Raw genomic sequence first — 23917 nt, 5'->3', positions numbered from 1 at the left:
CAGATCAATAAAATGGAGATAAAGGAGCAAGAAATGAAGCGGCCAGAGTGATCTGGCCGACAGAATAATCAGTTTTTAATGCAGTCCCGCACGCGCTGCAAATCTTCTGGCGTATCAACGCCCACGCTCGGAATGGCTTTTGCCACCGCAACGTGAATTTTTTCGCCGTACCACAGCACGCGGAGCTGTTCCAGCAGTTCGATCTGCTCAAGCTGACTGGGCTGCCAGCTCACGTAGCGGCGCACAAATCCGGCACGGTAGGCATAAATGCCGATATGGCGCAGCAGGCTGTCACCGATGCTTGCTTTCGATTGGGCAAAGCGTTCGCGATCCCACGGAATCGTAGCGCGCGAGAAATAGAGCGCATAGCCCTGTGCATCCATCACCACTTTGACGGCATTCGGGTTAAACGCCTCTTCGGCGGTTTCGATTGGCACGGCCAACGTCGCCATTCCAGCCTCGCAAGACGCGAGATTCTCGGCTACCTGGCGGACGATAATCGGCGGGATCAGAGGCTCATCGCCCTGCACGTTGACGATGATTTGATCGTCAGTAAAGCCGCATTTCTCGATCACTTCCGCCAAACGCTCAGTACCCGAGTGGTGATCGGGGCTGGTCATACAAACCTCGCCACCGGCCGCCTCCACCGCTTTGGCCACTTCGGGATGATCGGTGGCAACAATCACGCGGGAAGCACCGGATTCCCGGGCGCGCTCCATCACGTGTACCACCATCGGTTTACCGTGGATATCGGCCAGCGGTTTACCCGGCAAACGGGTGGACGCATAACGAGCAGGAATAATAGCGATAAAACTCATGCGTGTTTCTCATCCAGTGACAGTGAACGCGCTTCGTTTTCCAGCAACACCGGAATGCCATCGCGCAGCGGGTAGGCCAGACCGTCCACTTTGCAGACCAGTTCCTGGTTTTCTTTATTGAAATAGAGCTTACCGTTGCAGACCGGGCAGGCAACGATTTCGAGTAAACGGTGATCCATGCTTCCTCCAGGGGATATAAGCATCAGGGAAAGTGCGTGAGGATAGCATAACGCTATAAGGCAGGTTAATCACCGCCTGATTTACTCGCGAAATCCGTTATTCCACACGCCACCCTGCCGCCCACGCCATGGCCAACTGGGCCGGTATGTCTCCGAGAGTGACCTGTTGCGCGCCGTGCCACTTCGCCGTGCGGGTTATCGCCTGCTGGATATCCTGACAACGCTGCTTGTTCAGCTTGGTTTTCGGCTCCAGATGAAAACTGATGATTTCAAAAACGCCAAGCTTACGATGCATTTTTGCATCAACTCGGCCGATCAACTCACCCCGCTGCAATAGCGGTAAAGTAAAGTAGCCGTACTTGCGTTTTTCCTTCGGCGTGTAACATTCCAGCCGGTAATCGAAGTTGAACAGCTCTAACGCACGGCGGCGATCCCATACCACCGGGTCAAAGGGAGAGAGCAAGCTGGTCACGCTGGATTTCAGTTTCCCTTGTTCCGCCAATGCCAACTCGGCGGCCAAAGATTGATGCACATAGAATTCGCCTTCCAGCCCGCTGATTTCCACCGGCTGAATCTCCCCTTGTTGTAGCAGCGTTGCTAACAATTTTTTGGGAGTCACACGCTTTAAGCGATAGTAATCCGCCAGCCATTCCGCTTTGAAAATCCCTAGATAGCGGCAGCTACGGCGCAGCATTTCCTGCTGGGCCTCGATCTCCGGCAAAGCATGAATATTGTCGTCCCACTCAGGCAGTAACCGCTGAGTAAGATCGTAGACGCGATGAAAGTTACGACGCTCGGCCACCATCAGCTTACCGGTGGTAAACAGGATCTCAAGATGACGTTTTTCCGGTTTCCAATCCCACCAGCCATTAGCGCCTTTCTTTTCGGCGGTGAAGTCTGCCGAACGCACCGGCCCTTGGGTGGCGACATGCTGCAAGAGTGCATCAATGGCTGCATGGTGTTTTTCCACCCACGCCTGTGAGTGTTTCCATCCCATTCCCTGCGGATCCAGCATACGGTGGCGTAACAATCGGAAATCATCAATAGGGAGAAAACAGGCTTCATGCGCCCAGTACTCAAACAGTTTGCGAGCGGCCAGAGCCTGCTCCAACCATGCCGGCTGATAGTCACCCAGGCGGCTGAACAGCACCAGATAAGGGCTACGCGCTACCACGCTGATCGTATCAATTTGCAGCAATCCCATGCGTTCGATGGCATCAATCACATCAGCAGGTTTGGCTTTGCGTTTAACGGGGGACAGCAGCCCTTGAGCGGCAAGATGAAGCGCGCGGGCAGAAGAAAGCGAAATAACCGGGGTTGGCATCTTGATATACCAGGTGATTGAACAATCGCCTGATCATAAAGGATATCGAAGAAATTTTCTTCGCCAGTGCATGGGGTGGCGGCACCGGCACTGGCGAGGAAGGGGTGGGTCAGAACGCGATAACGTCTGCCGCAGACAGCCCGTGAGAGCTACGATAGATCGAGAACTCTACGTTCTGACCTTCATTTAACGATTTATTCTTGGTATTGGCGATAGCGCGGCGGCTAACATAAATTTCGTCACTACCATCAACCGGAGAAATAACACCATAGCCTTCGCTCTGATCAAACCACTTCACACGGCCCATTTTTAACACAGTATTTTTAAACATAATTTAATTCCTTTCACTTGAGCATCCTTAACAACATCATTTTTATTATTGTTTGGATGCTACCAGCCCATCCTAAAGTTTCTCGTAACAAACCTCTCGTGAGCAAAAAATAAAAAACCCGCACTTTGGCGGGCTTGTTGAACTCAATATCTTCCGCAATAACTCAGCATAAATGCGTCATTATGGTTGTATCAAGTTCTCTATACGTTATTCCCTGTGGATTTACAGAGCAACAACGTTGGCGGCAGCCGGCCCGCGCGGGCTGTCCTGGATGGTATACTCAACACGCTGGCCTTCTGCCAGGGTCTTGAAACCGTCGGTCATGATTGCAGAGAAGTGTACGAACACATCTTTACCACCGTCTTGTTGTTCAATGAAACCAAAACCTTTGCTTTCGTTGAACCACTTAACCTGACCCATTTTCTTAGACATTACTATTACCTTTTAAATATATTTACACAACCTACCACGAGGCGATTTGGCCGTTTTCAGAATCATTACTTATGGGAGGTACTTAGAAGGTTCGTCTTTGAAGCGGAATCAGATGATAACGTTTTGGGAGGAACTACTTAACTCTAAACTCAAACATAAATAGGTCTGTATCACAGGCCGAACGGTATTAACTCATAAAACCCTCACCAACACAAGAGGTTTATCACAATATTTTCTCCCAGTCAGCAGATGTTATTAGCATCCGTCTACTTCATCAGCAAAACCAAATGAGAGCTAACGCATAAAACACTAATATCGTTAGCCAATCTATAACAAATCCCAAACGAGCTGGCTAAACTTCAGGTGAAAACAAGGTGAGTGACTTTCTGGCCAGCACTATACACAAAATAATCTGAGTTGCTTGTAGCGGCAAACACTGGAGACTCCAGGCGCATAACCCGCTATGTGACTGGGGCGACAGGGCACAACCAACACCCAAGCAACTTGAAGTATGAAGTGTATAAACCACATTACTCAGACTTTAATTAACCCAAGGAGCTATGCGCATGACTGCCCAGCAGTTCGTCTCACCGAATGAAATTCGTGCCCGATTTTCCAAGGCAATGTCGATCATGTATCAGAAAGAGGTGCCGTTATATGGCGCGCTGGTCGAACTCGTGGCGGAGACTAATCGGCAAGTTCTGAGTGAAGACGCCGTCTTGGCCAACCAGTTGCAAATTACCGGCGAAATTAACCGGCTGACCATGGAGCGTCATGGCGCTATCCGCGTAGGCACCGCAGAAGAATTGAAGACATTACGGCGTCTGTTTAACGTGATGGGCATGTCTCCCGTGGGTTACTATGATTTGGCCGTTGCCGGTGTGCCCGTTCACTCCACCGCATTTCGTGCCGTGCATGAAAGCGCGCTGCAGCTCAGCCCATTCCGGGTATTTACTTCTTTGCTGCGGCTCGAGCTGATTGAGAATGTGCAGTTACGTGAGTTGGCCCAACGGCTGTTAGCCCGTCGCCGTATCTTTACCGAGCGAGCGTTAGAGTTGATTACGCTACATGATGCGCAAGGCGGATTGGATGAAGAGCAGGCACAAGAATTCATTGCACAGGCGCTAGAAACATTCCGTTGGCACAGTCAGGCCACCGTGAGCGCCAGTGAATATCAACAGTTGCACGATCAACACCGCTTGATTGCCGATGTGGTCGCTTTCAAAGGTCCGCATATTAATCATCTGACACCACGCACGCTGGATATCGATCGGGTACAACTGGCGATGCCAGGACGCGGCATTACGCCTAAAGCGGTGATTGAAGGCCCGCCACCGCGCAACTGCCCGATCCTGCTACGCCAGACCAGTTTTAAGGCGTTAGAAGAAGATGTCGCCTTTATCGAGCATGATGGCCATGAAGTTGCCGGACACCATACCGCGCGTTTCGGTGAAATCGAGCAGCGCGGAATTGCGCTTACTCCCAAAGGGCGTGCGCTTTACGATCGTCTGTTACAGGCTACCAATGATGCATTGCAAGCTCCGGCCACTGAAAAAAATGCTGCGCAGTACAATCAATTACTGGCCGAAAATTTCCAGGCATTTCCAGATGATTACGCGACGCTGCGCGAGCAACGATTGGCCTGGTTCCGCTATTTCCCAACAGAATGCGGTCTGGCCGCTAAAGAGACTATAGATAAACACCGCTCTCTGGAGCAGCTTATCGCGCTTGATTACATCCGCTACCAACCCTTGGTGTATGAGGATTTTCTACCGGTCAGTGCCGCAGGGATTTTTCAGTCCAATCTCGGCGATAGCCGCCATACACAATACGGCACAGCGTCAAGCCGTACCGCATTTGAACAGGCATTAGGAGCAGAAGTGATTGATGAGTTGGAGCTGTATCAACAGACACAACAGCGTTCGTTGCAGGCCTGTGCGCAAGCATTAGGGGTATGCGCACTGGAGGCCTGATTTATTTGAGTAGTTTCTCGATATCTTGCAACAACCGCTCAGCCTGATCGGCAGGCAGTACCGCATCAACCGGTAAATACCACCAGTCAGGCTGGGCGAAATGACGACATTTCACCGCATCTTTTTCAGTCATCAGCAGCGTCTGCCCTGCTTTCGTCAACGCCGCCAACTGTGCCAGAGCATAGTCCTGATGATCGGCGAATGGGACTTCACCTTCAACCTCAACACCCAGTTTTTCCAACGTGGCGAAAAAGCGCGGCGGATGACCGATTCCGGCCATTGCGACTACATGTGATAGTTCGGTTGCAGGGCATCGTTCACCACTCGCCAGATTCACCGCATCCAGCGCTTGGAGTTTCATGGCAATTTCACCCGGTTGCGCAACGCCACCATTAGCGACGCAGGCATCTACCGTCTTCAAGCGTGCAGCACGCTCACGCATTGGCCCCGCCGGTAACCACCAGCCGTTGCCAAAGCGACGCACACCATCAATAACCACTAATTCAAAATCACGCTGCAAAGCATAATGCTGAAGACCGTCGTCAGTAATCACCACATCAAGTTCACCCTGTTGCAGCAATGCTTGAACAGCCTCAGTACGCTTAGGGGAAATCGCCACCGGCGCTCCGGTACGCTGATAGATCAGCACTGGCTCATCACCGGCCTGCTGCGTTGTCGTTTGAGCATTCAGCACCAGAGGGTACACCGCTGATTTTCCGCCATATCCTCTGGAAACAACCCCCACACGATAGCCTCGCTGCTGAAGATGCTCCACCAACCAGATCACCATAGGGGTTTTACCGTTGCCGCCGGCTGTCAAATTCCCCACAACCACCACCGGCACGGGGGCACGCCAACTTTTACGTAAGCCCACACGATAACTGCACCGAATGACGCTGCTAACCAGACCATACAGCCAGGAAAGCGGCAGCAACAGCAGATAAATCGGTGAGCTACCGGACCAGATACGTTCTATCATTACTGACCAAACTGCATACGGTGAAGCTGTGCGTAAACACCCCGTTGCTCAATCAGTGCCGCGTGCTGACCACGTTCAACGATCTGACCATCCTCAACTACCAGGATTTCATCCGCTTTCTCAATGGTAGACAGACGGTGCGCAATCACTAGCGAGGTACGGTTCTTCTGCAGCTCATCCAATGCGGCCTGAATAGCACGCTCAGATTCGGTGTCCAGTGCAGAGGTGGCTTCATCAAGGATCAGAATTGGGCAGTCACGCAGTAATGCGCGAGCAATGGCGATACGCTGGCGCTGGCCACCGGAAAGCATCACGCCATTTTCACCAATAACCGTATCCAGGCCATTCTCCATCTTGCCGATAAAGTCCATGGCATAAGCCATTCGAGCCGCTTTCTCTATCTCTTCGCGGCTGTAACGCTGCTCACGAGCATAGGCAATATTGTTGGCAATGGTGTCGTTGAACAGATGGACATTCTGCGAGACCAATGCCACCTGATCGCGCAATGAGGCTAGGGTATATTCACGCAGGTCATGGCCATCCATCAGGATCTCGCCTTGCTGAACGTCATAAAAGCGCGTCAATAGGTTAGCAATGGTCGACTTGCCTGAACCAGAACGCCCAACCAACGCCACTGTTTTACCCTCAGCAATACTCAGGTTGATATCACGCAGCGCCGGGATTTCCCGCCCTGGATAACAGAACGTCACGTTGCGGAATTCGATATTCCCTTTGGCACGTTCCACCTGGCGAGTACCGGTATCCTTTTCCTGCTCCATATCCAGAATCGAGAATAGAGTCTGACATGCGGCCATACCGCGCTGGAACTGGGCGTTAACGTTAGTCAGTGATTTCAGCGGACGCATCAGGGCAATCATTGAAGAAAATACCACGGTAATCGTACCGGCAGTCAAGGTTTCCATTACGCTCGGGAAGCTGGCCGCAAACAGGACAAACGCCAAGGCCAACGAGGCGATCAACTGAATAATAGGATCAGAAATAGAAGAAGCAGAAACCAGCTTCATCCCCTGCTGACGCATGCGGTTGCTGACCGAGTTGAAACGCTCCGTCTCCACCTGCTGGCCACCAAAGATCAAGACCTCTTTGTGCCCTTTCAGCATTTGCTCGGCGCTGGTGGTCACCTGCCCCATGGTGTTTTGCATATTTTTGCTGATATTGCGGAAGCGTTTAGACACCATCCGGATCGCAAAAGAGACAATCGGCGCCAGCACAATCAGAATGACCGAAAGCTGCCAACTGTAATAAAACATCAAGATGAACAGGCCGATGATCGATGCGCCTTCACGCACGACGGTCACCAGCGCGCTGGAAGATGACGAAGCAACCTGCTCAGAATCATAGGTGATACGTGACAATAAAGTCCCGGTAGATTGCTGGTCAAAAAAGGCCACCGGCATTCTCATCATATGGCCGAATAAGCGGCGGCGCATATGCATCACCACCATGCCAGACACCCAGGAAATACAATAGCTGGAAATGAAGCTGGTCACACCGCGCATCAGCATAAGGCCAATAACGACCAGAGGCATCCAGACCAAGACACGGCTATCAGTTTTACCAAAACCATCATCTAAAAGTGGTTTGAGTAGGGACAACATTAGCGTGTCCCCCGCTGCGTTTAAAATTAACGCAATAGCGGCCACTATCAGCCCGGCTTTAAAAGGAGTGATCATCGGCCAGAGGCGACGGAACGTCTGCCAAGTGGAGAGATCTTTATCATTCATCATGCAGATACCAGCATCGGAAGAAATAGCGGCCCATTCTACTCATTATCGTCCTCTACGCCAAACCGCTGATGGTACCAGCGGGGCATTAATTGCTCACGAAAGCCTTTAACCTGCCAGCTGTTGTCGAAAAATAGCACACTCAACTGCCCTGAGTGTGCAGTATCTCGCCAGGTAATATTGTTCTCCCGGTATCGCTTGATGATTTTTTCTGCTGGTAACCGCCACGTGTTATACCGAGAAGCTGATGCAACAGCCAGTTTCGGTGCAACCGCACGCAAAAACGGCGGTGATGATGAAGTCTTGCTGCCATGATGTGGCACTTGTAAAAGAGTGGTAGGTAGAGCTGAACGCTGCTTGAGCAATTCCTGCTCCCCACGTTGTTCTAGATCGCCTGTTAGTAAAATGCTGTGCTTGCCATCATCGATCCGAACAATACAAGAGTCGTCATTATTGGCATGCTTTTTCTGCTGTGGTGGCCACAGTATCTGAAAATGCAACCCACTCCAGTACCATCGTTGCCCTTGGATACAAGATAAATGACCTTGATGAGTTAATGGTGAACGGACGCTGGCCTGTGGGAACGCAGCCTGTAATACCGGTAGCCCACCAATATGATCCTGATGGCTGTGGCTAATAATAATCTGTTCTACAATAACCTGCCGCCAACGCAGATAAGGCAAAATAAACCGTTCAGCAGCGCTGGTTCTCTCCCACACATCTCCGCTGTCATAAATAACCGCTTTCCCTTCGCGCTCGATAATCACCGCTAAACCATGGCCAACGTCAATCATATCGACCCGCCAACGGTAGTCCTGCTGCCGTTCCCGCCACAGCTGGCAACAAAGCAATACGGCCAGGCAACCAACGGGAAAACTGTACCACCAATAAAAACGCCAGCAGGCAACGATCAACCAACCAATAGCACTGAATTGCAGCAAAGTGGCCCCTATCTGCACCCAACCAACCTCCAACCATGGTAAAGGCCAAAGCGCCCAGTCAACGGTGATATCAGCCAGCCACCATAAAAAGGAACTCATTACGGGGATAAAGCTAAGCATCAAGGCCAGTAAAATCAGTGGCACAGACAGCAGTGAAATAATAGGTACCGCCCACAGATTCGCAGGAAGCGAGGTCCAGGTGATACCATGGAACAGGCCGAATTGTAATGGCAACAGCAACAGCGTCATACCCAGTTGAATATGCAACCAGCGAAGCGGTGCCCAGAACCAGGATAAATTAAAATGCTGAGGCAAAGGTGCCCATTCGAACCAAAAAATCAGCGCTGCAACCGCCAGTACAGAAAGCCAGAAACTGTCTGACAGCACTGCCAGAGGATCGCTTACTAGAATAAGGCAAACACACCACAACAAAATTTGCCAAGAGGAACAGGTAATCCCTCGCAAACGCAGCACCAGCCATAAAGACAGTGCGATAGCGGTTCGCAGTGCCGGAGGTTGCGCACCGGCTAACCAGACATAGACCAACATGGCAAGCCAGCTTATCAATAAAGGTAAGCGATGGCCGATATAACGGGCAGGCATCGGATATTGCACCAAACGCACCAATCCCCACAACAGGATTGCAGACATCGAAATATGCAGGCCAGAAATCGCCATTAAATGTGCGATCCCGGTTTTGATAAAAAGATCGCGTGTTTCACTGCTAATCAATGCCCGCTCGCCAAACGCCAAAGCCAGTAAAATATCACGGTGAGGCAAGGCACCCATTTGCTCATCTGCCCGGCTGATAACCCATTGCCGCCAGCCACAACGCCCATCAATGAGCTTTGCCGACTTAATATAGCCACTGAGCGGCTGCCGGTTAGCAAAAGCCCAACGCTGACCATCAAAACCGCCCTCATTCAAGCTGCTATGTATTGGCCGAAATCGTACTTTCATTGCTAACCGCTGGCCTGCACACAAGGCTTCTCCCTGCCTGTAGGCAGTAAAAAAAATCGCAGGAAATAATCGGTGCCCTTTAGCCTGTTCGATGCGTAAAAGCACTTTCGACACCCCCGTACCTTCCAGCTTTACACTACTCACCGAGACGATAGCCTCAACATCATTGCTACTCGCCAGTAACGTCATTTGCTTTACCACGTTGTTGGCAGTTAAAGCGGCAAAGACAAAACCCAGCAATAACCAACAAAGCGATTGGCACCATTTCTGTTGCGTTTGCCGCCACAGCAGCAATGCCAGAATAGGGAGTACGATCAGCAACTGCGAAGACGGTAACTGCGGTAAAAAAAGCAGGGGTAACATCCCTAGTACTAGCGCTATTGCTGCAATATCGACTGAAATCCTGATAGCCATCATCATTATCTACCCCGTTGTGCTGGGCTAGAGATTAATTATCTGGGGAATAACTGCCAGCAACGGATTTCAATGTATGGAAACAGCACGCAAGCTATTGCTTCCAAGCATTGCATTTGCAGCCTTATTACGTATTAGCTCGCAACTCGGGTGAAACAGAAAAGGGGAATAGGAGGATCTAAAAGCAAAAAAAACGGCACCCTGAAGGCACCGTTTCATATTCTTTACAAGCAACAACGCTATGGATAGTCAGAGACTAGCCATAGATATTGGCGCGGTCACGTAACTCTTTACCTGGTTTAAAGTGAGGAACGTACTTGCCGTCCAACTCGACTTTGTCACCCGTCTTAGGATTACGACCAACGCGCGGAGCACGGTAGTGAAGAGAAAAACTGCCGAATCCGCGGATCTCGATGCGTTCACCCTCGGCCAGTGTAGCAGCCATGTGCTCAAGCATTTCTTTCACGGCATCCTCAACGGCCTTCGCCGGAATATGAGATTGCTGGCCAGCAAGTCTTTCAATAAGTTCAGACTTGGTCATAGTACCTCCAAGCTTTGCAGCTAAACTACCGTATCGGGGCGGCCAGAAACCGCCCCCCGTCATTACTCGCCTTTAGCCGCTTTGAAGGCTTCAGCCATAGCGTTAGAGAAGTTGCTTTCTTCCGGTTTGCTGTTGTTAACCGTAGCAATTGCATCTTTCTCGTCAGCTTCGTCCTTCGCACGTACGGACAGGCTTACAACGCGGTTCTTACGGTCAACGCCGGTGAATTTAGCTTCAACTTCATCACCAACATTCAGAACCAGAGTTGCATCTTCAATGCGGTCGCGAGAGGCTTCAGATGCACGCAGGTAACCTTCTACGCCGCCTGCTAATTCAACTGTAGCACCTTTGGCGTCAACTGCAGTGACTTTACCCGTAACAATAGTACCTTTCTTGTTCATAGACAGGTAGTTATTGAATGGATCTTCAGCCAGTTGCTTCACACCCAGGGAGATACGCTCGCGCTCTGCGTCAACCTGCAGAACAACCGCTGCGATTTCGTCGCCTTTCTTATATTCACGAACTGCTTCTTCGCCTGCAACGTTCCAGGAGATGTCAGACAGGTGAACCAGGCCGTCGATGCCGCCGTCCAGGCCGATGAAGATACCGAAGTCAGTGATAGACTTGATTTTACCTTCAACACGGTCGCCCTTGTTGTGGGTTTCTGCGAACTGCTGCCATGGGTTGTTTTTGCACTGCTTCAGACCCAGGGAAATACGACGACGCTCTTCGTCAATGTCCAGAACCATCACTTCCACTACATCGCCCACGTTAACAACTTTGGACGGATGGATGTTTTTGTTGGTCCAATCCATTTCAGAAACGTGTACCAGGCCTTCAACGCCTTCTTCGATTTCCACGAAGCAGCCGTAATCAGTCAGGTTGGTCACACGTCCAGTCAGCTTGGTGCCTTCTGGGTAACGTTTAGCGATAGCGACCCATGGATCTTCGCCCAGTTGCTTCAGGCCCAGAGAAACACGAGTACGTTCGCGGTCGAACTTCAGCACTTTAACAGTGATTTCGTCGCCAACGTTGACGATTTCGCTTGGATGCTTAACGCGTTTCCAAGCCATATCGGTGATGTGCAGCAGGCCGTCAACGCCGCCCAGATCAACGAATGCACCGTAGTCAGTGAGGTTCTTAACGATACCTTTAACTTCCATGCCTTCCTGCAGGTTTTCCAGCAGTTGATCGCGTTCTGCGCTGTTCTCGGATTCGATGACTGCACGACGAGAAACAACAACGTTGTTGCGCTTCTGGTCCAGCTTGATAACTTTGAACTCAAGCTCTTTGCCTTCCAGGTGCAGAGTGTCGCGAACCGGACGCACGTCAACCAGAGAACCTGGCAGGAACGCACGAATACCGTTCAGCTCTACAGTGAAGCCACCCTTCACTTTGCCGTTGATGATACCGACGACAGTTTCAGCTTCTTCGTAAGCTTTTTCCAGCGTGATCCAAGCTTCGTGACGCTTAGCTTTCTCACGGGACAGCAGAGTTTCACCGAAGCCATCTTCAACAGCGTCCAGCGCAACATCAACTTCGTCACCAACCTGGATTTCCAGTTCGCCCTGTGCGTTTTTGAATTGCTCAGCCGGAATGGCAGATTCAGATTTCAGACCGGCGTCAACCAGTACGACATCTTTATCGATAGCAACAACAACGCCACGAACGATGGAACCCGGACGGGTTTCGATTGTTTTCAGGGATTCTTCAAAGAGTTGAGCGAAAGATTCAGTCATGTTGTTAATCTTCAGGGTTCTTTAGTTTAACGTCCATTTAGCATCCCGCCGAATGGGGTTGTTTCACATACCCTGTCATAGGCTCCATGCCAACAGGGTTTAGGTTACAGGGGTAAAATTTTACCCGATATATTCAGATACTACCATGCAATACAATGACAAATATGACAAAAAACCAATAACGCCGCCGCGCTTATTGCTGCGGCAACGCCAAGACTTCATGTGCATATGCCAACGCCCGCTGGATGACTTCATCGATCGACATGCTGGTAGAATCCAGCACGAGGGCATCAAGAGCCGGCACCAGTGGCGCAATAGCTCGATTACGGTCGCGGTCATCCCGCTCCTTTATCTCGGCTAAAAGACGTTCAAAGTTAACATTAAAGCCCTTTTCCTGCAACTGTAGCATACGGCGATGCGCCCGCTCTTCAGCGCTGGCGTCAAGGAAAATTTTCACAGGTGCGTCAGGGAACACTACGGTGCCCATATCTCGGCCATCCGCAATTAGACCAGGCATATCGCGAAACGCACGCTGGCGGCGCAGCAAGGCTTCACGCACCCGAGGAAATGCCGCCGCCTGTGAAGCGGTGTTGCCGACCGTTTCAGTGCGGATCTCATTGCTGACATCTTCACCTTCCAAAATAACCTGCAGCTTGCCGTCCTGAGCAACAAAGCGGACGTCGAGATGTGCGGCCAGAGGGACCAATGCCTCTTCAGAAGCGATATCCACCTGGTGATGCAGCGCAGCCAAAGCCAGAACACGGTAAATCGCGCCCGAATCCAGCAAACGCCACCCAAGGGACTCGGCCAGTGCTTTACACAGCGTGCCTTTACCTGCACCACTGGGCCCATCAACGGTTATCACCGGGGCTGTAGCCGTCATTTATCTCTCCTTCAGGTAGAAAACCTCTCCGGGATGCACCTCTGCAATGGCAAAGGGTAAAACATCCCTGCTATCTGCCCGGTCAAGGGCGGATTCGGTGGCGTATTATACGCGCCTAGACCGCTTACTGTTACCCCAGAACGGTCTAGTTGTTGAAAATAAGGCCACTGATGTGCAGAAATGTATTTAGAGAAGGTGCAACACGCCGCACATTCCACCTGGCTGCGCCTCTACTTTGGCGCCAACACGGCCATCACACAAAAGATTATCTCAAAAAAATCTATTTTTATAGCAAAAACGTCCAAAATTAAGACATTCCCAATAAGATATTACTAAATTCAGGCACAAAAAAAGCCCCGAGATTATTCGGGACTTCTTCGTCTACACCAGCAGGCTTTATTGGCTGAAGTCATTAAGACCGCAATATCGAAAGGGTCTGGAGAAATGAAATAGTCATGTACTGAAAAGCAGCACTTTTACTAACCTTGAGCACCTTTTCTTTATATTGGCACGCCTTCCTTTATACAAATACCTACTGCTAGGACTAAGATAATTCTTCCTTCTCCTGTCAACCTCAAAAGCGATGGATATATATACGATAATCATCAATATGCCCACCATCCCTATAAACGCCATCACTTACCTCCTTACATTCTCCCTCTCCCCATAGTAAACATTAATAACATTAATATTTAAACAGTAACCTCAAAAGATAAAATCATATAAAGTCAATAAAAACAAATGGATATAATAAAATCAAAGAAAATTAAGAAAAATAATCCCATAAAAAAAGAATAATAATCTAATAAAAGTTAAAAAATGATATTTATAACTTATTTTATAATGGATTTTAATAATGGATTTTAATAATGGATTCATTGTTAACATGTTAAAAATCAATTCAAACATAATACTTCTCTTATGTAACACTTACATTCACACTGAACGTTTTGCGGCAATAAGATAAACCTTAAAAAAATATGGCAATTCAACCGCAGGGTACAAAAAAGGCCCAATCAAGGGCCTTGAATCACAAAGTTTTCAACACTTAAGCCAGCTTGCTGATACGCGCAAACTGTTCAAAATAATCTGGAAACGTTTTCGCGGTACACTTCGGATCGAGGATCGTCACCGGCGTATCAGACAGCGCGACCAGTGAAAAACACATCGCCATCCGGTGATCGTTATAAGTGCCGATTTCAGCGAAATGTAGTTTGCTCGGCGGCACAACGTGAATGTAATCCTCACCCTCTTCCACTTCAGCGCCGACTTTGCGCAATTCGGTGGCCATCGCCGCCAGACGATCGGTCTCTTTCACCCGCCAATTGTAGATATTGCGGATAGTGGTCGGCCCTGCGGCAAACAGTGCAGTGGTGGCAATCGTCATCGCCGCATCCGGGATATGGTTCATATCCATATCAATACCCTTCAGTTCACCACGGCTGCACTCGATAAAATCATCGCCCCAGGTGATACGTGCGCCCATTTTTTCCAGTACGTCGGCAAATTTGGTATCACCTTGCACGCTTTTTTTACCGATACCGGTTACACGTACTTTGCCGCCCTTAATTGCGGCCGCTGCCAGGAAGTAAGAAGCGGAAGAGGCGTCGCCTTCTACCAGATAATCCCCGGGCGAACGATAGCCCTGCTGCCCACTAATATGGAACACACGATAATTATCGTGCGTCACTTCAACACCGAAGGTTTTCATCAGATGCAGCGTGATATCGATATAGGGTTTGGAGACCAGCTCACCTTTGATATGAATGGCAGTATTCTGTTGTGCCAAAGGTGCCATCATCAGCAATGCGGTCAGGAACTGGCTGGAAACACTGCCATCAACGCTGACATCACCACCACAGAAACCACCACGCAGGCGCACTGGCGGGTAGTCGGTCTGCTCAAGGTAATCTATCTGTGCCCCACCTTGGCGCAAAGCATCCACCAAGTGGCCAATCGGCCGCTCTTTCATGCGAGGTTCACCGGTCAAGACTACATCGCCAGCGCCCAAGCACAGCGCTGCTGCCAACGGACGCATCGCCGTACCCGCATTACCGAGAAACAACTCCAGTGGCTGCTTGGCCACCAATGGCCCCGCAACGCCCTCAACACAACAGGTTGTACGATCGTCAGAAAGTTGATAGCTCACCCCTAACGCCTGCAACGCGTTCAACATATAGCGCACGTCATCGCTGTCCAGCAGGTTGGTAAGCCGGGTCGTCCCTTGGGCCAGCGCAGCCAGCAGCAGAGCACGATTAGAAACGCTCTTTGAACCGGGTAAATTGACGGTGCCGTCGATCAAAGCCACCGGTTGTAACGTCAGGGAATCCACCATGTGAATAAAGCTCTCCAGAATCTGATAAACGAAACGGCCCCGGGGATCATGCCGGAGCCGCTTTAAGCCACTGAGTAATATGTTACCTGCTTAGCGCAGGCAACGGCAATCAACCATGGCGACGCTCAAAGTCGACCATAAAATCGGTCAAAGTTTTCACGCCAACCAACGGCATTGCATTGTAGATAGAAGCACGCATACCACCGACCACACGATGGCCTTTCAACGCTTGCAGGCCAATAGCTTCTGCTTCACTGAGGAACACTTTGTCCAACGCCGGGTCGGCGAGCTGGAACGGCACGTTCATCCACGAACGGTTGGCAAGCGCGACCTGGCTACGGTAAAAATCGGATTTATCGATAGTGGTATACAGCAGTTCGGCTTTCGCCTGGTTGCGTTTTTGCATTTCTACCAGGCCACCTTGTTCTTTCAGCCATTTGAAAACCAGGCCAGAGAGATACCAGGCAAAGGTTGGCGGCGTATTGAACATCGAACCGTTCTCTGCCAACACGGTGTAATCAAGGATCGAAGGCACTTCGCGGCGTGCTTTACCCAGCAGATCGTCACGCACGATCACCAGCGTCAGGCCAGCGGGACCGATATTTTTCTGCGCACCGGCGTAGATCATGCCAAAACGGCTGACATCCAACGGACGGGAAAGAATGGTAGAAGAGTAATCTCCAATCACCACTTTATCGCCGAAATCAGGCGTTTCATCGATCGCTACGCCATCAATGGTTTCATTCGGGCAGTAATGCACATAAGCGGCATTATCGCTCAGTTGCCACTCTTTCATCGGCTTGATGCCGTTTAAACCACCTACGGTGGTTTTTACATCAATCACATTCGGCTTGCAGTATTTCTCGGCTTCCAGAACGGCGCTGTGCGCCCAATAGCCACCGTCGATATAATCGGCAGTCGTCTTATCACCCAGCAGATTCAGCGGCAACGCCGCAAATTGTGCGCGCGCACCACCGTGGCAAAACAGCACTTTATAGTTGGCGGGGATTTTCAGCAGATCGCGCAGATCCTGTTCGGACTGTTCGGCAACCTCAATAAATTCTTTACTGCGATGGCTGATTTCCATCACTGAAGTACCGAGACCATGCCAATTACACAGTTCCTGTTCTGCACGACGCAACACTTCAACCGGCAGCATTGCCGGGCCAGAGCTAAAATTATAAACCTGAGTCATTTCCCCTCACCACATTCACTGTTCGCCGCACAAACCGGCCTGTCGAAATACGCCCGAAGTTAACGCAAGTGTTAACCAACTCCTTCGAGTTTTATCACTCACGTAACGCTCCTGCAATGCTTATTCGTCCGAGAGCGGGAAACTGTTCAGACTGCCGGTAACAGGCTCTGCCGTCCCACCGTTTTTTCCTGCGATAAAACGCTGTGATAGGGGTTGATTCAGTGGGTTAGCACGGGGGTTTATGCTGAATTACGGGGGCTTAGCGCCCCCGAATTAAACGGCGATTAATACTGATTAAACATCGCCTGGATCTGTTTAGCGTCTTTGGTTTGCGTTAGTGCCAACTGTAGCAAAATTCTCGCTTTTTGCGGGTTCAGCGTACCTGAGGCCACAAAACCGAATTTAACATCATCTATTTCCGCATCTTCGGTGGTAGAACCTGTCGGTACGCGGGAAGAGCGCACAATCGCCACACCTTGGTGCGCGGCCGTAGCCAGCGTATCAAACACCGTTTTATACAGATTGCCATTACCGACACCGGCGCTGACGATCCCCTGATATCCCTCGGCGATCAACGCTTTGACTGGCGCGTCGGAAGCATTGGCGTAGTTATAGATAATGCCCACTTTTGGCAGTTCGTTCATTTTACTGACGTCAAACGGCGTTTCGGTGGTGTGTTTACGCTGCGGTGAACGCTGATAATCCACTTTACCGTTATGGATGTACCCTAACGGGCCAAAGTTCGGTGACTGGAAGGTTTGCACTGCGGTGGTACTGGTTTTGGTCACGTCGCGGCCATCAAGCACGGTATCGTTCATCGCCACCAGCACGCCGCGTTTGGCGGATTGCGGATCTGCCGCCACCACCACCGCATTATACAGGTTAAATGGACCATCGGCGCTCATGGCAGTTGCCGGGCGCATCGCCCCGACGATCACCACCGGTTTATCGCATTTGACCGTGAGATCGAGGAAATAGGCGGTTTCTTCCAGCGTATCGGTACCATGGGTGATCACAAAACCATCGGTTTTGCCGCAGTCGGCATTAATTTTCTTGACCAGCTTGAGCCAGACTTCATCGTTCATATCCTGCGAACCGATATTCACCAACTGTTCGCCCTGCACATTGGCCACATTTTTCAGCTCTGGCACCGCTTTGACCAAGGCTTCCACGCCCAATTTCCCAGCAGTGTAATTAGACTGCGTCGCTGACTCGCCCCCACCCGCGATCGTACCACCGGTCGCCAACAGCGTGATCGTAGGTAAAGCCAGGGCGGAACCACTTGCCCCCGCCAGCAAAAGTGCCAATACGCTGAGTTTCATTGATTTCATTACGTTTCTCCATGATTGATAACTCGCTGAATTATGGACTTTATTCTTATAAAAACTGTGATATTTGCACAGCTTTAGGAATACGTGGAGCTTAAGGGGAAAACCCCGTATCATTGCACGTTTTTAGTACGCCCAAATAAGTGAAGACAATGACGCAAACTTTTATCCCTGGCAAAGACGCTGCGCTGGAAGACTCTATCGCCCGTTTTCAGCAGAAATTAACCGATCTGGGTTTCAACATCGAAGAGGCCTCCTGGCTGAATCCGGTTCCGCACGTCTGGTCGGTGCATATCCGCGATCGCGATTGCCCGCTGTGCTTCACCAACGGTAAAGGTGCCAGCAAAAAAGCAGCGCTGGCTTCTGCGCTAGGCGAATATTTCGAGCGCCTGTCCACAAACTATTTCTTCGCTGATTTCTATCTGGGTAAACAGATTGCCGATGGCGATTTTGTGCATTATCCGAACGAGAAATGGTTCCCAATCCCGACAGATAACGCGCTGCCACAGGGTATCCTCGATGAACGTCTGCACGCCTTCTATGATCCGGAACAGGAACTGGTCGCAAGCGATCTGATCGATCTGCAATCGGGTAACGGCGATCGTGGAATCTGTGCCCTGCCGTTCACTCGTCAGTCTGACCAGCAAACCGTTTATATTCCGATGAATATCATTGGCAACCTGTATGTGTCCAACGGCATGTCGGCCGGTAATACCGCAAACGAGGCGCGGGTTCAGGGCCTTTCTGAGGTGTTTGAGCGTTATGTGAAAAACCGCATTATCGCCGAATCCATCAGCCTGCCGGAGATCCCGGCCGACGTGCTTAACCGCTATCCTGGCGTGGTTGAAGCTATCGCCAAACTGGAAGCCGAAGGTTTCCCGATCCTCTCTTATGATGCCTCGTTGGGTGGTAACTATCCGGTGATCTGTGTGGTGCTGTTCAACCCGGCCAACGGCACCTGTTTCGCCTCCTTTGGCGCTCACCCTGATTTTGGCGTGGCGTTGGAGCGCACCGTGACCGAACTGCTGCAAGGCCGCAGCCTAAAAGATCTGGACGTGTTTACCGCACCAACCTTTGATGATGAAGAAGTGGCTGAACATGCCAACCTGGAAACCCACTTCATCGATTCCAGCGGTTTGATTTCCTGGGATATGTTCAAACAGGATGCCGACTATCCGTTTGTCGACTGGAGTTTCAGCGGCAGCACGCAAGAAGAGTTCGCCACCTTGATGAGCATCTTCGATAAAGAAGGTGCCGAGGTGTACATTGCGGATTACGAGCACCTGGACGTTTACGCTTGCCGTATCATCGTGCCTGGCATGTCTGATATCTACCCGGCAGAAGATCTGCTGCTGGCGAATAGCAGCATGGGCGCACACCTGCGCGAGACCTTGCTGCAACTGCCGGGCAGCGAATGGGAGCCGGAAGAGTATCTGGCGCTGATCCAGCGGCTGGATGATGAAGGTCTGGACGATTTCACCCGCGTGCGCGAGCTGCTGGGCATCGCATCGGGTAAAGATAATGCCTGGTATACGCTGCGCGTGGGCGAACTGAAATCGATGCTGGCATTGGCGGGTGGCGATCTCGATCAGGCGCTGATCTGGGCGGAGTGGACGCAGGAGTTTAACGCGTCGATCTTTACCCCAGAACGCAGCAACTACTATCGTTGTCTGCAAACGCTGCTGCTGTTGGCGCTGGAGCCAGAGCGCGATCCGGCCCAGTATCACACGGCGTTTGTGAAGATGTACGGCCAGGACGCAGTCGATGCCGCTTCGGCCGCGATGAGCGGTGAAGAACGTTTCAACGGCCTGTTTGCTATCGACAGCGACTTGCAAGCGTTGCCTGCTCACCAGGCGCTGCTGGCCGCTTACGAAAAGTTGCAGAAAGCGAAACGCCGCCACTGGGCATAAGTGTTACTAGCACGCTGGCAGAAACTTGCCAGCGTGATTATTCTCAGCATTCTGCATTTCCCGGTTTATTTTGGTCGTTAATTACGCTAAATCACATTTCATTTGTTTCGCTAAATAAGCGCTTTTCAACGATCCGAGCCTATAATTCTATAATTGTTGCGCAGGGGTTAAATAATAATTAACCATCAATTAAGCATTATTGATGAAAAAGCGACAATAAGTACAAAAAATTAACGCTGAAGCGGCGATAAAACGTTAATACTTCAAAATTATTTGTAAAGATTAAAAATTATTTTTTATTTAAAAATCAACACACTAACCCAATTAACCCCATGAATTTTACGGTTTTTCACCGTTTTACTTCCCCCCGTGATGATCCAAGTCAATTTTTACCCTATACTGCTTTGCTAGTATCTCATTGCATTGTTTTAACCCTTAAAAGTGAGAGTTAGTGTGAGAGCTGACAACCCCTTCGATATGCTGTTACCTGCCGCAATGGCGAAAATCGCCGAAGATGCGGGAGTGTATAAAGCCACCAAGCATCCGCTAAAAACGTTTTATTTGGCGATCACTGCCGGCGTCTTCATTTCTATCGCCTTTGTTTTCTATATCACCGCTACCACCGGCACCGCAGGCATTCCCTTTGGCCTGGCCAAACTGGTGGGGGGGATTTGCTTCTCCATGGGGTTAATGCTGGTTGTGGTCTGCGGCGCAGACCTGTTCACCTCCACCGTGCTGACCGTAGTTGCTAAAGCCAGTGGCCGCATCACCTGGCGGCAATTAGCGATCAACTGGCTGAACGTCTATATTGGTAATCTGTTCGGCGCACTGATCTTTGTCGCCCTGATCTGGTTCTCTGGCCAATATATGGCAGCTAATGGCCTATGGGGCCTGAATGTTTTGCAGACCGCTGACCATAAACTGCATCACACCTTTATTGAAGCCGTATGCCTTGGCATTCTGGCTAACCTGATGGTCTGTCTGGCCGTATGGATGAGCTACTCTGGCCGTAGTCTGATGGACAAGATGTTCGCCATGATCCTGCCGGTAGCCATGTTTGTGGCCAGCGGCTTCGAACACAGCATCGCCAATATGTTTATGATCCCTATGGGTATCGTGGTTAAGCACTTCGCCACGCCGGAGTTTTGGCAAGCCGTAGGGGCAGCACCTGAGCAGTTTGCTCATCTGACCGTAAGCAACTTCATCATCGACAACCTGATTCCCGTTACCATTGGCAACATCATTGGTGGCGGTCTGCTGGTTGGGTTGACTTATTGGGTAATTTATCTGCGTGATAGCGAACAGAAGCACTAATCTGTCGGCTGGCACGCGCCGGGTTTACAAAGAAATCCACATTAGAAGGTAGGTGTATAATGACCGAACTTAACGAGAAGTTAGCTAACGCTTGGCAAGGTTTCAGCGAAGGTGACTGGCAGAAAGAAGTCAACGTGCGTGACTTCATCCAGAAAAACTACACTCCTTACGAGGGTGATGAATCCTTCCTGGCTGGCGCAAGTCAGGCTACTACCACCCTGTGGGACAAGGTTATGGAAGGGATCAAACTGGAGAACCGCACCCATGCGCCAGTTGATTTCGATACCAACGTTGTTTCTACCGTGACTTCTCATGATGCGGGCTACATCAACAAAGATCTGGAAACCATCGTCGGTTTGCAGACCGATGCCCCTCTGAAACGCGCGCTGATCCCCTTCGGCGGCATCAAGATGGTTGAAGGTTCATGCAAAGTTTATGGCCGTGAACTGGATCCACAAGTTAAAAAAGTGTTCACCGAATACCGTAAAACCCACAACCAGGGCGTATTCGATGTTTACACCAAAGACATCCTGAACTGCCGTAAATCCGGCGTGCTGACCGGCCTGCCAGATGCTTATGGCCGTGGTCGTATCATCGGTGACTACCGTCGCGTTGCGCTGTACGGTATCGACTTCCTGATGGCTGACAAGCTGGGCCAATTCAAGTCTCTGCAGAGCAGGCTGGAAAAAGGCGAAGATCTGGAAATGACCATCCAGTTGCGCGAAGAGATTGCTGAACAGCACCGCGCACTGGCCCAGATGAAAGAAATGGCGGCCAAATACGGCTATGACATTTCTGCCCCGGCTAAAACCGCACAAGAAGCCGTGCAGTGGACCTACTTCGGCTACCTGGCCGCGGTTAAATCCCAGAACGGTGCAGCCATGTCCTTTGGCCGCGTATCCACCTTCCTTGACGTGTTCATCGAGCGCGACATCAAGGCCGGTAAACTGAACGAAGCGCAGGCGCAGGAACTGATCGACCACCTGGTGATGAAGCTGCGTATGGTGCGTTTCCTGCGTACCCCAGAATACGATGAACTGTTCTCTGGCGACCCAATCTGGGCAACCGAGTCTTTGGCCGGTATGGGCGTTGATGGCCGTACGCTGGTCACCAAAAACAGCTTCCGTTTCCTGAACACCCTGTACACCATGGGGCCGTCACCAGAGCCAAACATGACCATTCTGTGGTCTGAAAAGCTGCCGTTGAACTTCAAAAAATATGCAGCGAAAGTGTCTATCGACACCTCCTCCCTGCAATATGAAAACGACGATCTGATGCGCCCAGACTTCAACAACGATGACTATGCCATCGCCTGTTGCGTCAGCCCAATGGTGGTCGGTAAGCAAATGCAGTTCTTCGGTGCGCGTGCCAACCTGGCAAAAACCATGTTGTATGCGATCAACGGCGGCGTTGATGAGAAGCTGAAAATCCAGGTTGGCCCGAAAGAAGCGCCAATGATGGATACCGTGCTGGACTATGACAAAGTCATGGAGCGCATGGACCACTTTATGGATTGGCTGGCCATGCAGTATGTGACCTCGCTGAACATCATTCACTACATGCATGACAAGTACAGCTACGAAGCTGCGCTGATGGCACTGCACGACCGTGATGTTTATCGCACCATGGCTTGTGGTATCGCGGGCCTGTCCGTTGCCGCTGACTCCCTGTCTGCCATCAAGTACGCCAAAGTTTCCACCATCCGTGATGAAGACGGCCTGGCCGTTGACTTCAAAATCGAAGGTGAATATCCGCAGTTCGGTAACAACGATTCGCGCGTCGATGATATCGCTTGCGATCTGGTAGAACGTTTCATGAAGAAAATTCAGAAACTGCGTACCTACCGTAATGCGGTGCCGACTCAGTCGGTTCTGACCATCACCTCGAACGTAGTGTATGGTAAGAAAACCGGTAACACCCCAGATGGCCGCCGTGCAGGCGCTCCATTCGGCCCAGGTGCTAACCCGATGCACGGCCGCGATCAGAAAGGTGCGGTTGCCTCTCTGACCTCCGTCGCCAAACTGCCGTTTGCCTACGCGAAAGATGGTATCTCTTACACCTTCTCCATCGTGCCTAACGCGCTGGGTAAAGATGATGACGTGCGTAAAGCCAATCTGGCAGGCCTGATGGATGGTTACTTCCACCACGAAGCCTCCATCGAAGGCGGTCAGCATCTGAACGTTAACGTGATGAACCGTGAAATGCTGCTGGATGCGATGGCAAACCCTGAGAAATACCCTCAGTTGACCATCCGTGTATCCGGTTATGCGGTGCGCTTCAACTCGCTGACTAAAGAACAGCAACAAGACGTGATTACCCGTACTTTCACTCAGTCGATGTAATTCACGCTGCCAGTGGTCGGGTCACTCCGCCCACTGGAAAAATACCAAGGCCGGATATTCCGGCCTTTTTAATACTCAACGTTACACGAGTCTGTTTTGCCAGATAGCTAGATCCCATAAGTCTCAAGCCGCTTGCTGGCGGAAGGGGTTATAATGAATGGATATCCGGCAAAACAGTTACCCGGCAAGTAACCGACCAACAGGAATCGTTTCATTCCGGCGCCGGGCCTGCTC

General features: G+C 50.8%; 18 protein-coding genes. 4 read left to right on the top strand and 14 right to left on the bottom strand.

The window, feature by feature from the left end:
- Positions 1–68: 68 nt before the first annotated feature.
- The 5 genes from kdsB to cspE all read right to left on the bottom strand — a co-directional run bounded on the left by kdsB (position 69) and on the right by cspE (position 3084).
- Positions 69–818: a 3-deoxy-manno-octulosonate cytidylyltransferase gene (gene kdsB, locus ACX1CU_RS08760; protein ID WP_459402180.1), complete on the bottom strand. Its 750-nt coding sequence runs from the start codon at positions 816–818 to the stop codon at positions 69–71.
- Complete coding sequence (locus ACX1CU_RS08755; RefSeq protein ID WP_004942667.1) at positions 815–997, bottom strand: Trm112 family protein; 183 nt, start codon at positions 995–997, stop codon at positions 815–817. The genes kdsB and ACX1CU_RS08755 overlap by 4 nt, the downstream gene beginning before the upstream one ends.
- Positions 998–1094: 97 nt before the next feature.
- Positions 1095–2321: a winged helix-turn-helix domain-containing protein gene (locus ACX1CU_RS08750; protein ID WP_459402179.1), complete on the bottom strand. Its 1227-nt coding sequence runs from the start codon at positions 2319–2321 to the stop codon at positions 1095–1097.
- 109 nt (positions 2322–2430) lie between these two features.
- Positions 2431–2652, bottom strand: coding sequence for a cold-shock protein (locus ACX1CU_RS08745; RefSeq protein ID WP_459402178.1), 222 nt, complete (start codon positions 2650–2652; stop codon positions 2431–2433).
- 222 nt (positions 2653–2874) lie between these two features.
- Positions 2875–3084, bottom strand: coding sequence for a transcription antiterminator/RNA stability regulator CspE (gene cspE / locus ACX1CU_RS08740; protein ID WP_037393997.1), 210 nt, complete (start codon positions 3082–3084; stop codon positions 2875–2877).
- A gap of 566 nt (positions 3085–3650) precedes the next feature.
- Here cspE and hglS point away from each other — a divergent pair.
- Positions 3651–5057 (top strand): 2-oxoadipate dioxygenase/decarboxylase HglS, encoded by a 1407-nt coding sequence (hglS, locus tag ACX1CU_RS08735; RefSeq protein ID WP_459402177.1) that lies wholly within the window; start codon positions 3651–3653, stop codon positions 5055–5057.
- Position 5058: 1 nt separating this feature from the next.
- Here the strand turns inward: hglS and lpxK are convergent, their stop codons facing one another.
- The 9 genes from lpxK to ansB all read right to left on the bottom strand — a co-directional run bounded on the left by lpxK (position 5059) and on the right by ansB (position 18120).
- Complete coding sequence (gene lpxK, locus ACX1CU_RS08730; RefSeq protein ID WP_459402176.1) at positions 5059–6036, bottom strand: tetraacyldisaccharide 4'-kinase; 978 nt, start codon at positions 6034–6036, stop codon at positions 5059–5061.
- Complete coding sequence (gene msbA, locus ACX1CU_RS08725; RefSeq protein WP_459402175.1) at positions 6036–7784, bottom strand: lipid A ABC transporter ATP-binding protein/permease MsbA; 1749 nt, start codon at positions 7782–7784, stop codon at positions 6036–6038. The genes lpxK and msbA overlap by 1 nt, the downstream gene beginning before the upstream one ends.
- Positions 7785–7819: 35 nt before the next feature.
- Positions 7820–10099 carry a ComEC family protein gene (locus tag ACX1CU_RS08720; RefSeq protein ID WP_459402756.1) on the bottom strand — a complete coding sequence of 760 codons (2280 nt, stop codon included), beginning with the start codon at positions 10097–10099 and terminating at the stop codon, positions 7820–7822.
- A gap of 253 nt (positions 10100–10352) precedes the next feature.
- Positions 10353–10637, bottom strand: a complete 285-nt coding sequence (gene ihfB, locus ACX1CU_RS08715) for an integration host factor subunit beta (RefSeq protein ID WP_004928264.1) — start codon at positions 10635–10637, stop codon at positions 10353–10355.
- Between the two features lie 62 nt (positions 10638–10699).
- A complete protein-coding gene (gene rpsA / locus ACX1CU_RS08710) occupies positions 10700–12376 on the bottom strand; it encodes a 30S ribosomal protein S1 (RefSeq protein WP_076942236.1) in 1677 nt (558 codons plus the stop codon).
- 193 nt (positions 12377–12569) lie between these two features.
- Positions 12570–13259: a (d)CMP kinase gene (gene cmk, locus ACX1CU_RS08705; RefSeq protein ID WP_459402174.1), complete on the bottom strand. Its 690-nt coding sequence runs from the start codon at positions 13257–13259 to the stop codon at positions 12570–12572.
- 1048 nt (positions 13260–14307) lie between these two features.
- Positions 14308–15594 (bottom strand): 3-phosphoshikimate 1-carboxyvinyltransferase, encoded by a 1287-nt coding sequence (aroA, locus tag ACX1CU_RS08700; RefSeq protein WP_459402173.1) that lies wholly within the window; start codon positions 15592–15594, stop codon positions 14308–14310.
- A gap of 109 nt (positions 15595–15703) precedes the next feature.
- Positions 15704–16789, bottom strand: a complete 1086-nt coding sequence (serC, locus tag ACX1CU_RS08695; protein ID WP_459402172.1) for a 3-phosphoserine/phosphohydroxythreonine transaminase — start codon at positions 16787–16789, stop codon at positions 15704–15706.
- Positions 16790–17073: 284 nt separating this feature from the next.
- Positions 17074–18120 carry an L-asparaginase 2 gene (gene ansB, locus ACX1CU_RS08690; RefSeq protein WP_459402171.1) on the bottom strand — a complete coding sequence of 349 codons (1047 nt, stop codon included), beginning with the start codon at positions 18118–18120 and terminating at the stop codon, positions 17074–17076.
- Positions 18121–18269: 149 nt separating this feature from the next.
- Here ansB and ycaO point away from each other — a divergent pair, with 149 nt between their 5' ends.
- From ycaO to pflB, 3 genes are all read left to right on the top strand, one after another.
- A complete protein-coding gene (gene ycaO, locus ACX1CU_RS08685; protein ID WP_459402170.1) occupies positions 18270–20027 on the top strand; it encodes a 30S ribosomal protein S12 methylthiotransferase accessory factor YcaO in 1758 nt (585 codons plus the stop codon).
- A 453-nt stretch (positions 20028–20480) separates the two neighbouring features.
- A complete protein-coding gene (focA, locus tag ACX1CU_RS08680) occupies positions 20481–21341 on the top strand; it encodes a formate transporter FocA (protein ID WP_459402169.1) in 861 nt (286 codons plus the stop codon).
- A gap of 59 nt (positions 21342–21400) precedes the next feature.
- On the top strand, positions 21401–23683 hold the full coding sequence (gene pflB / locus ACX1CU_RS08675; RefSeq protein ID WP_459402168.1) for a formate C-acetyltransferase: 2283 nt from the start codon (positions 21401–21403) through the stop codon (positions 23681–23683).
- The last annotated feature ends 234 nt before the right edge of the window (positions 23684–23917 follow it).

It is taken from the genome of Serratia sp. D1N4 (assembly GCF_054552755.1).
The sequence above is the reverse complement of the archived record's forward strand: the minus strand, read 5'-3'. Positions and strand labels throughout refer to the sequence as shown.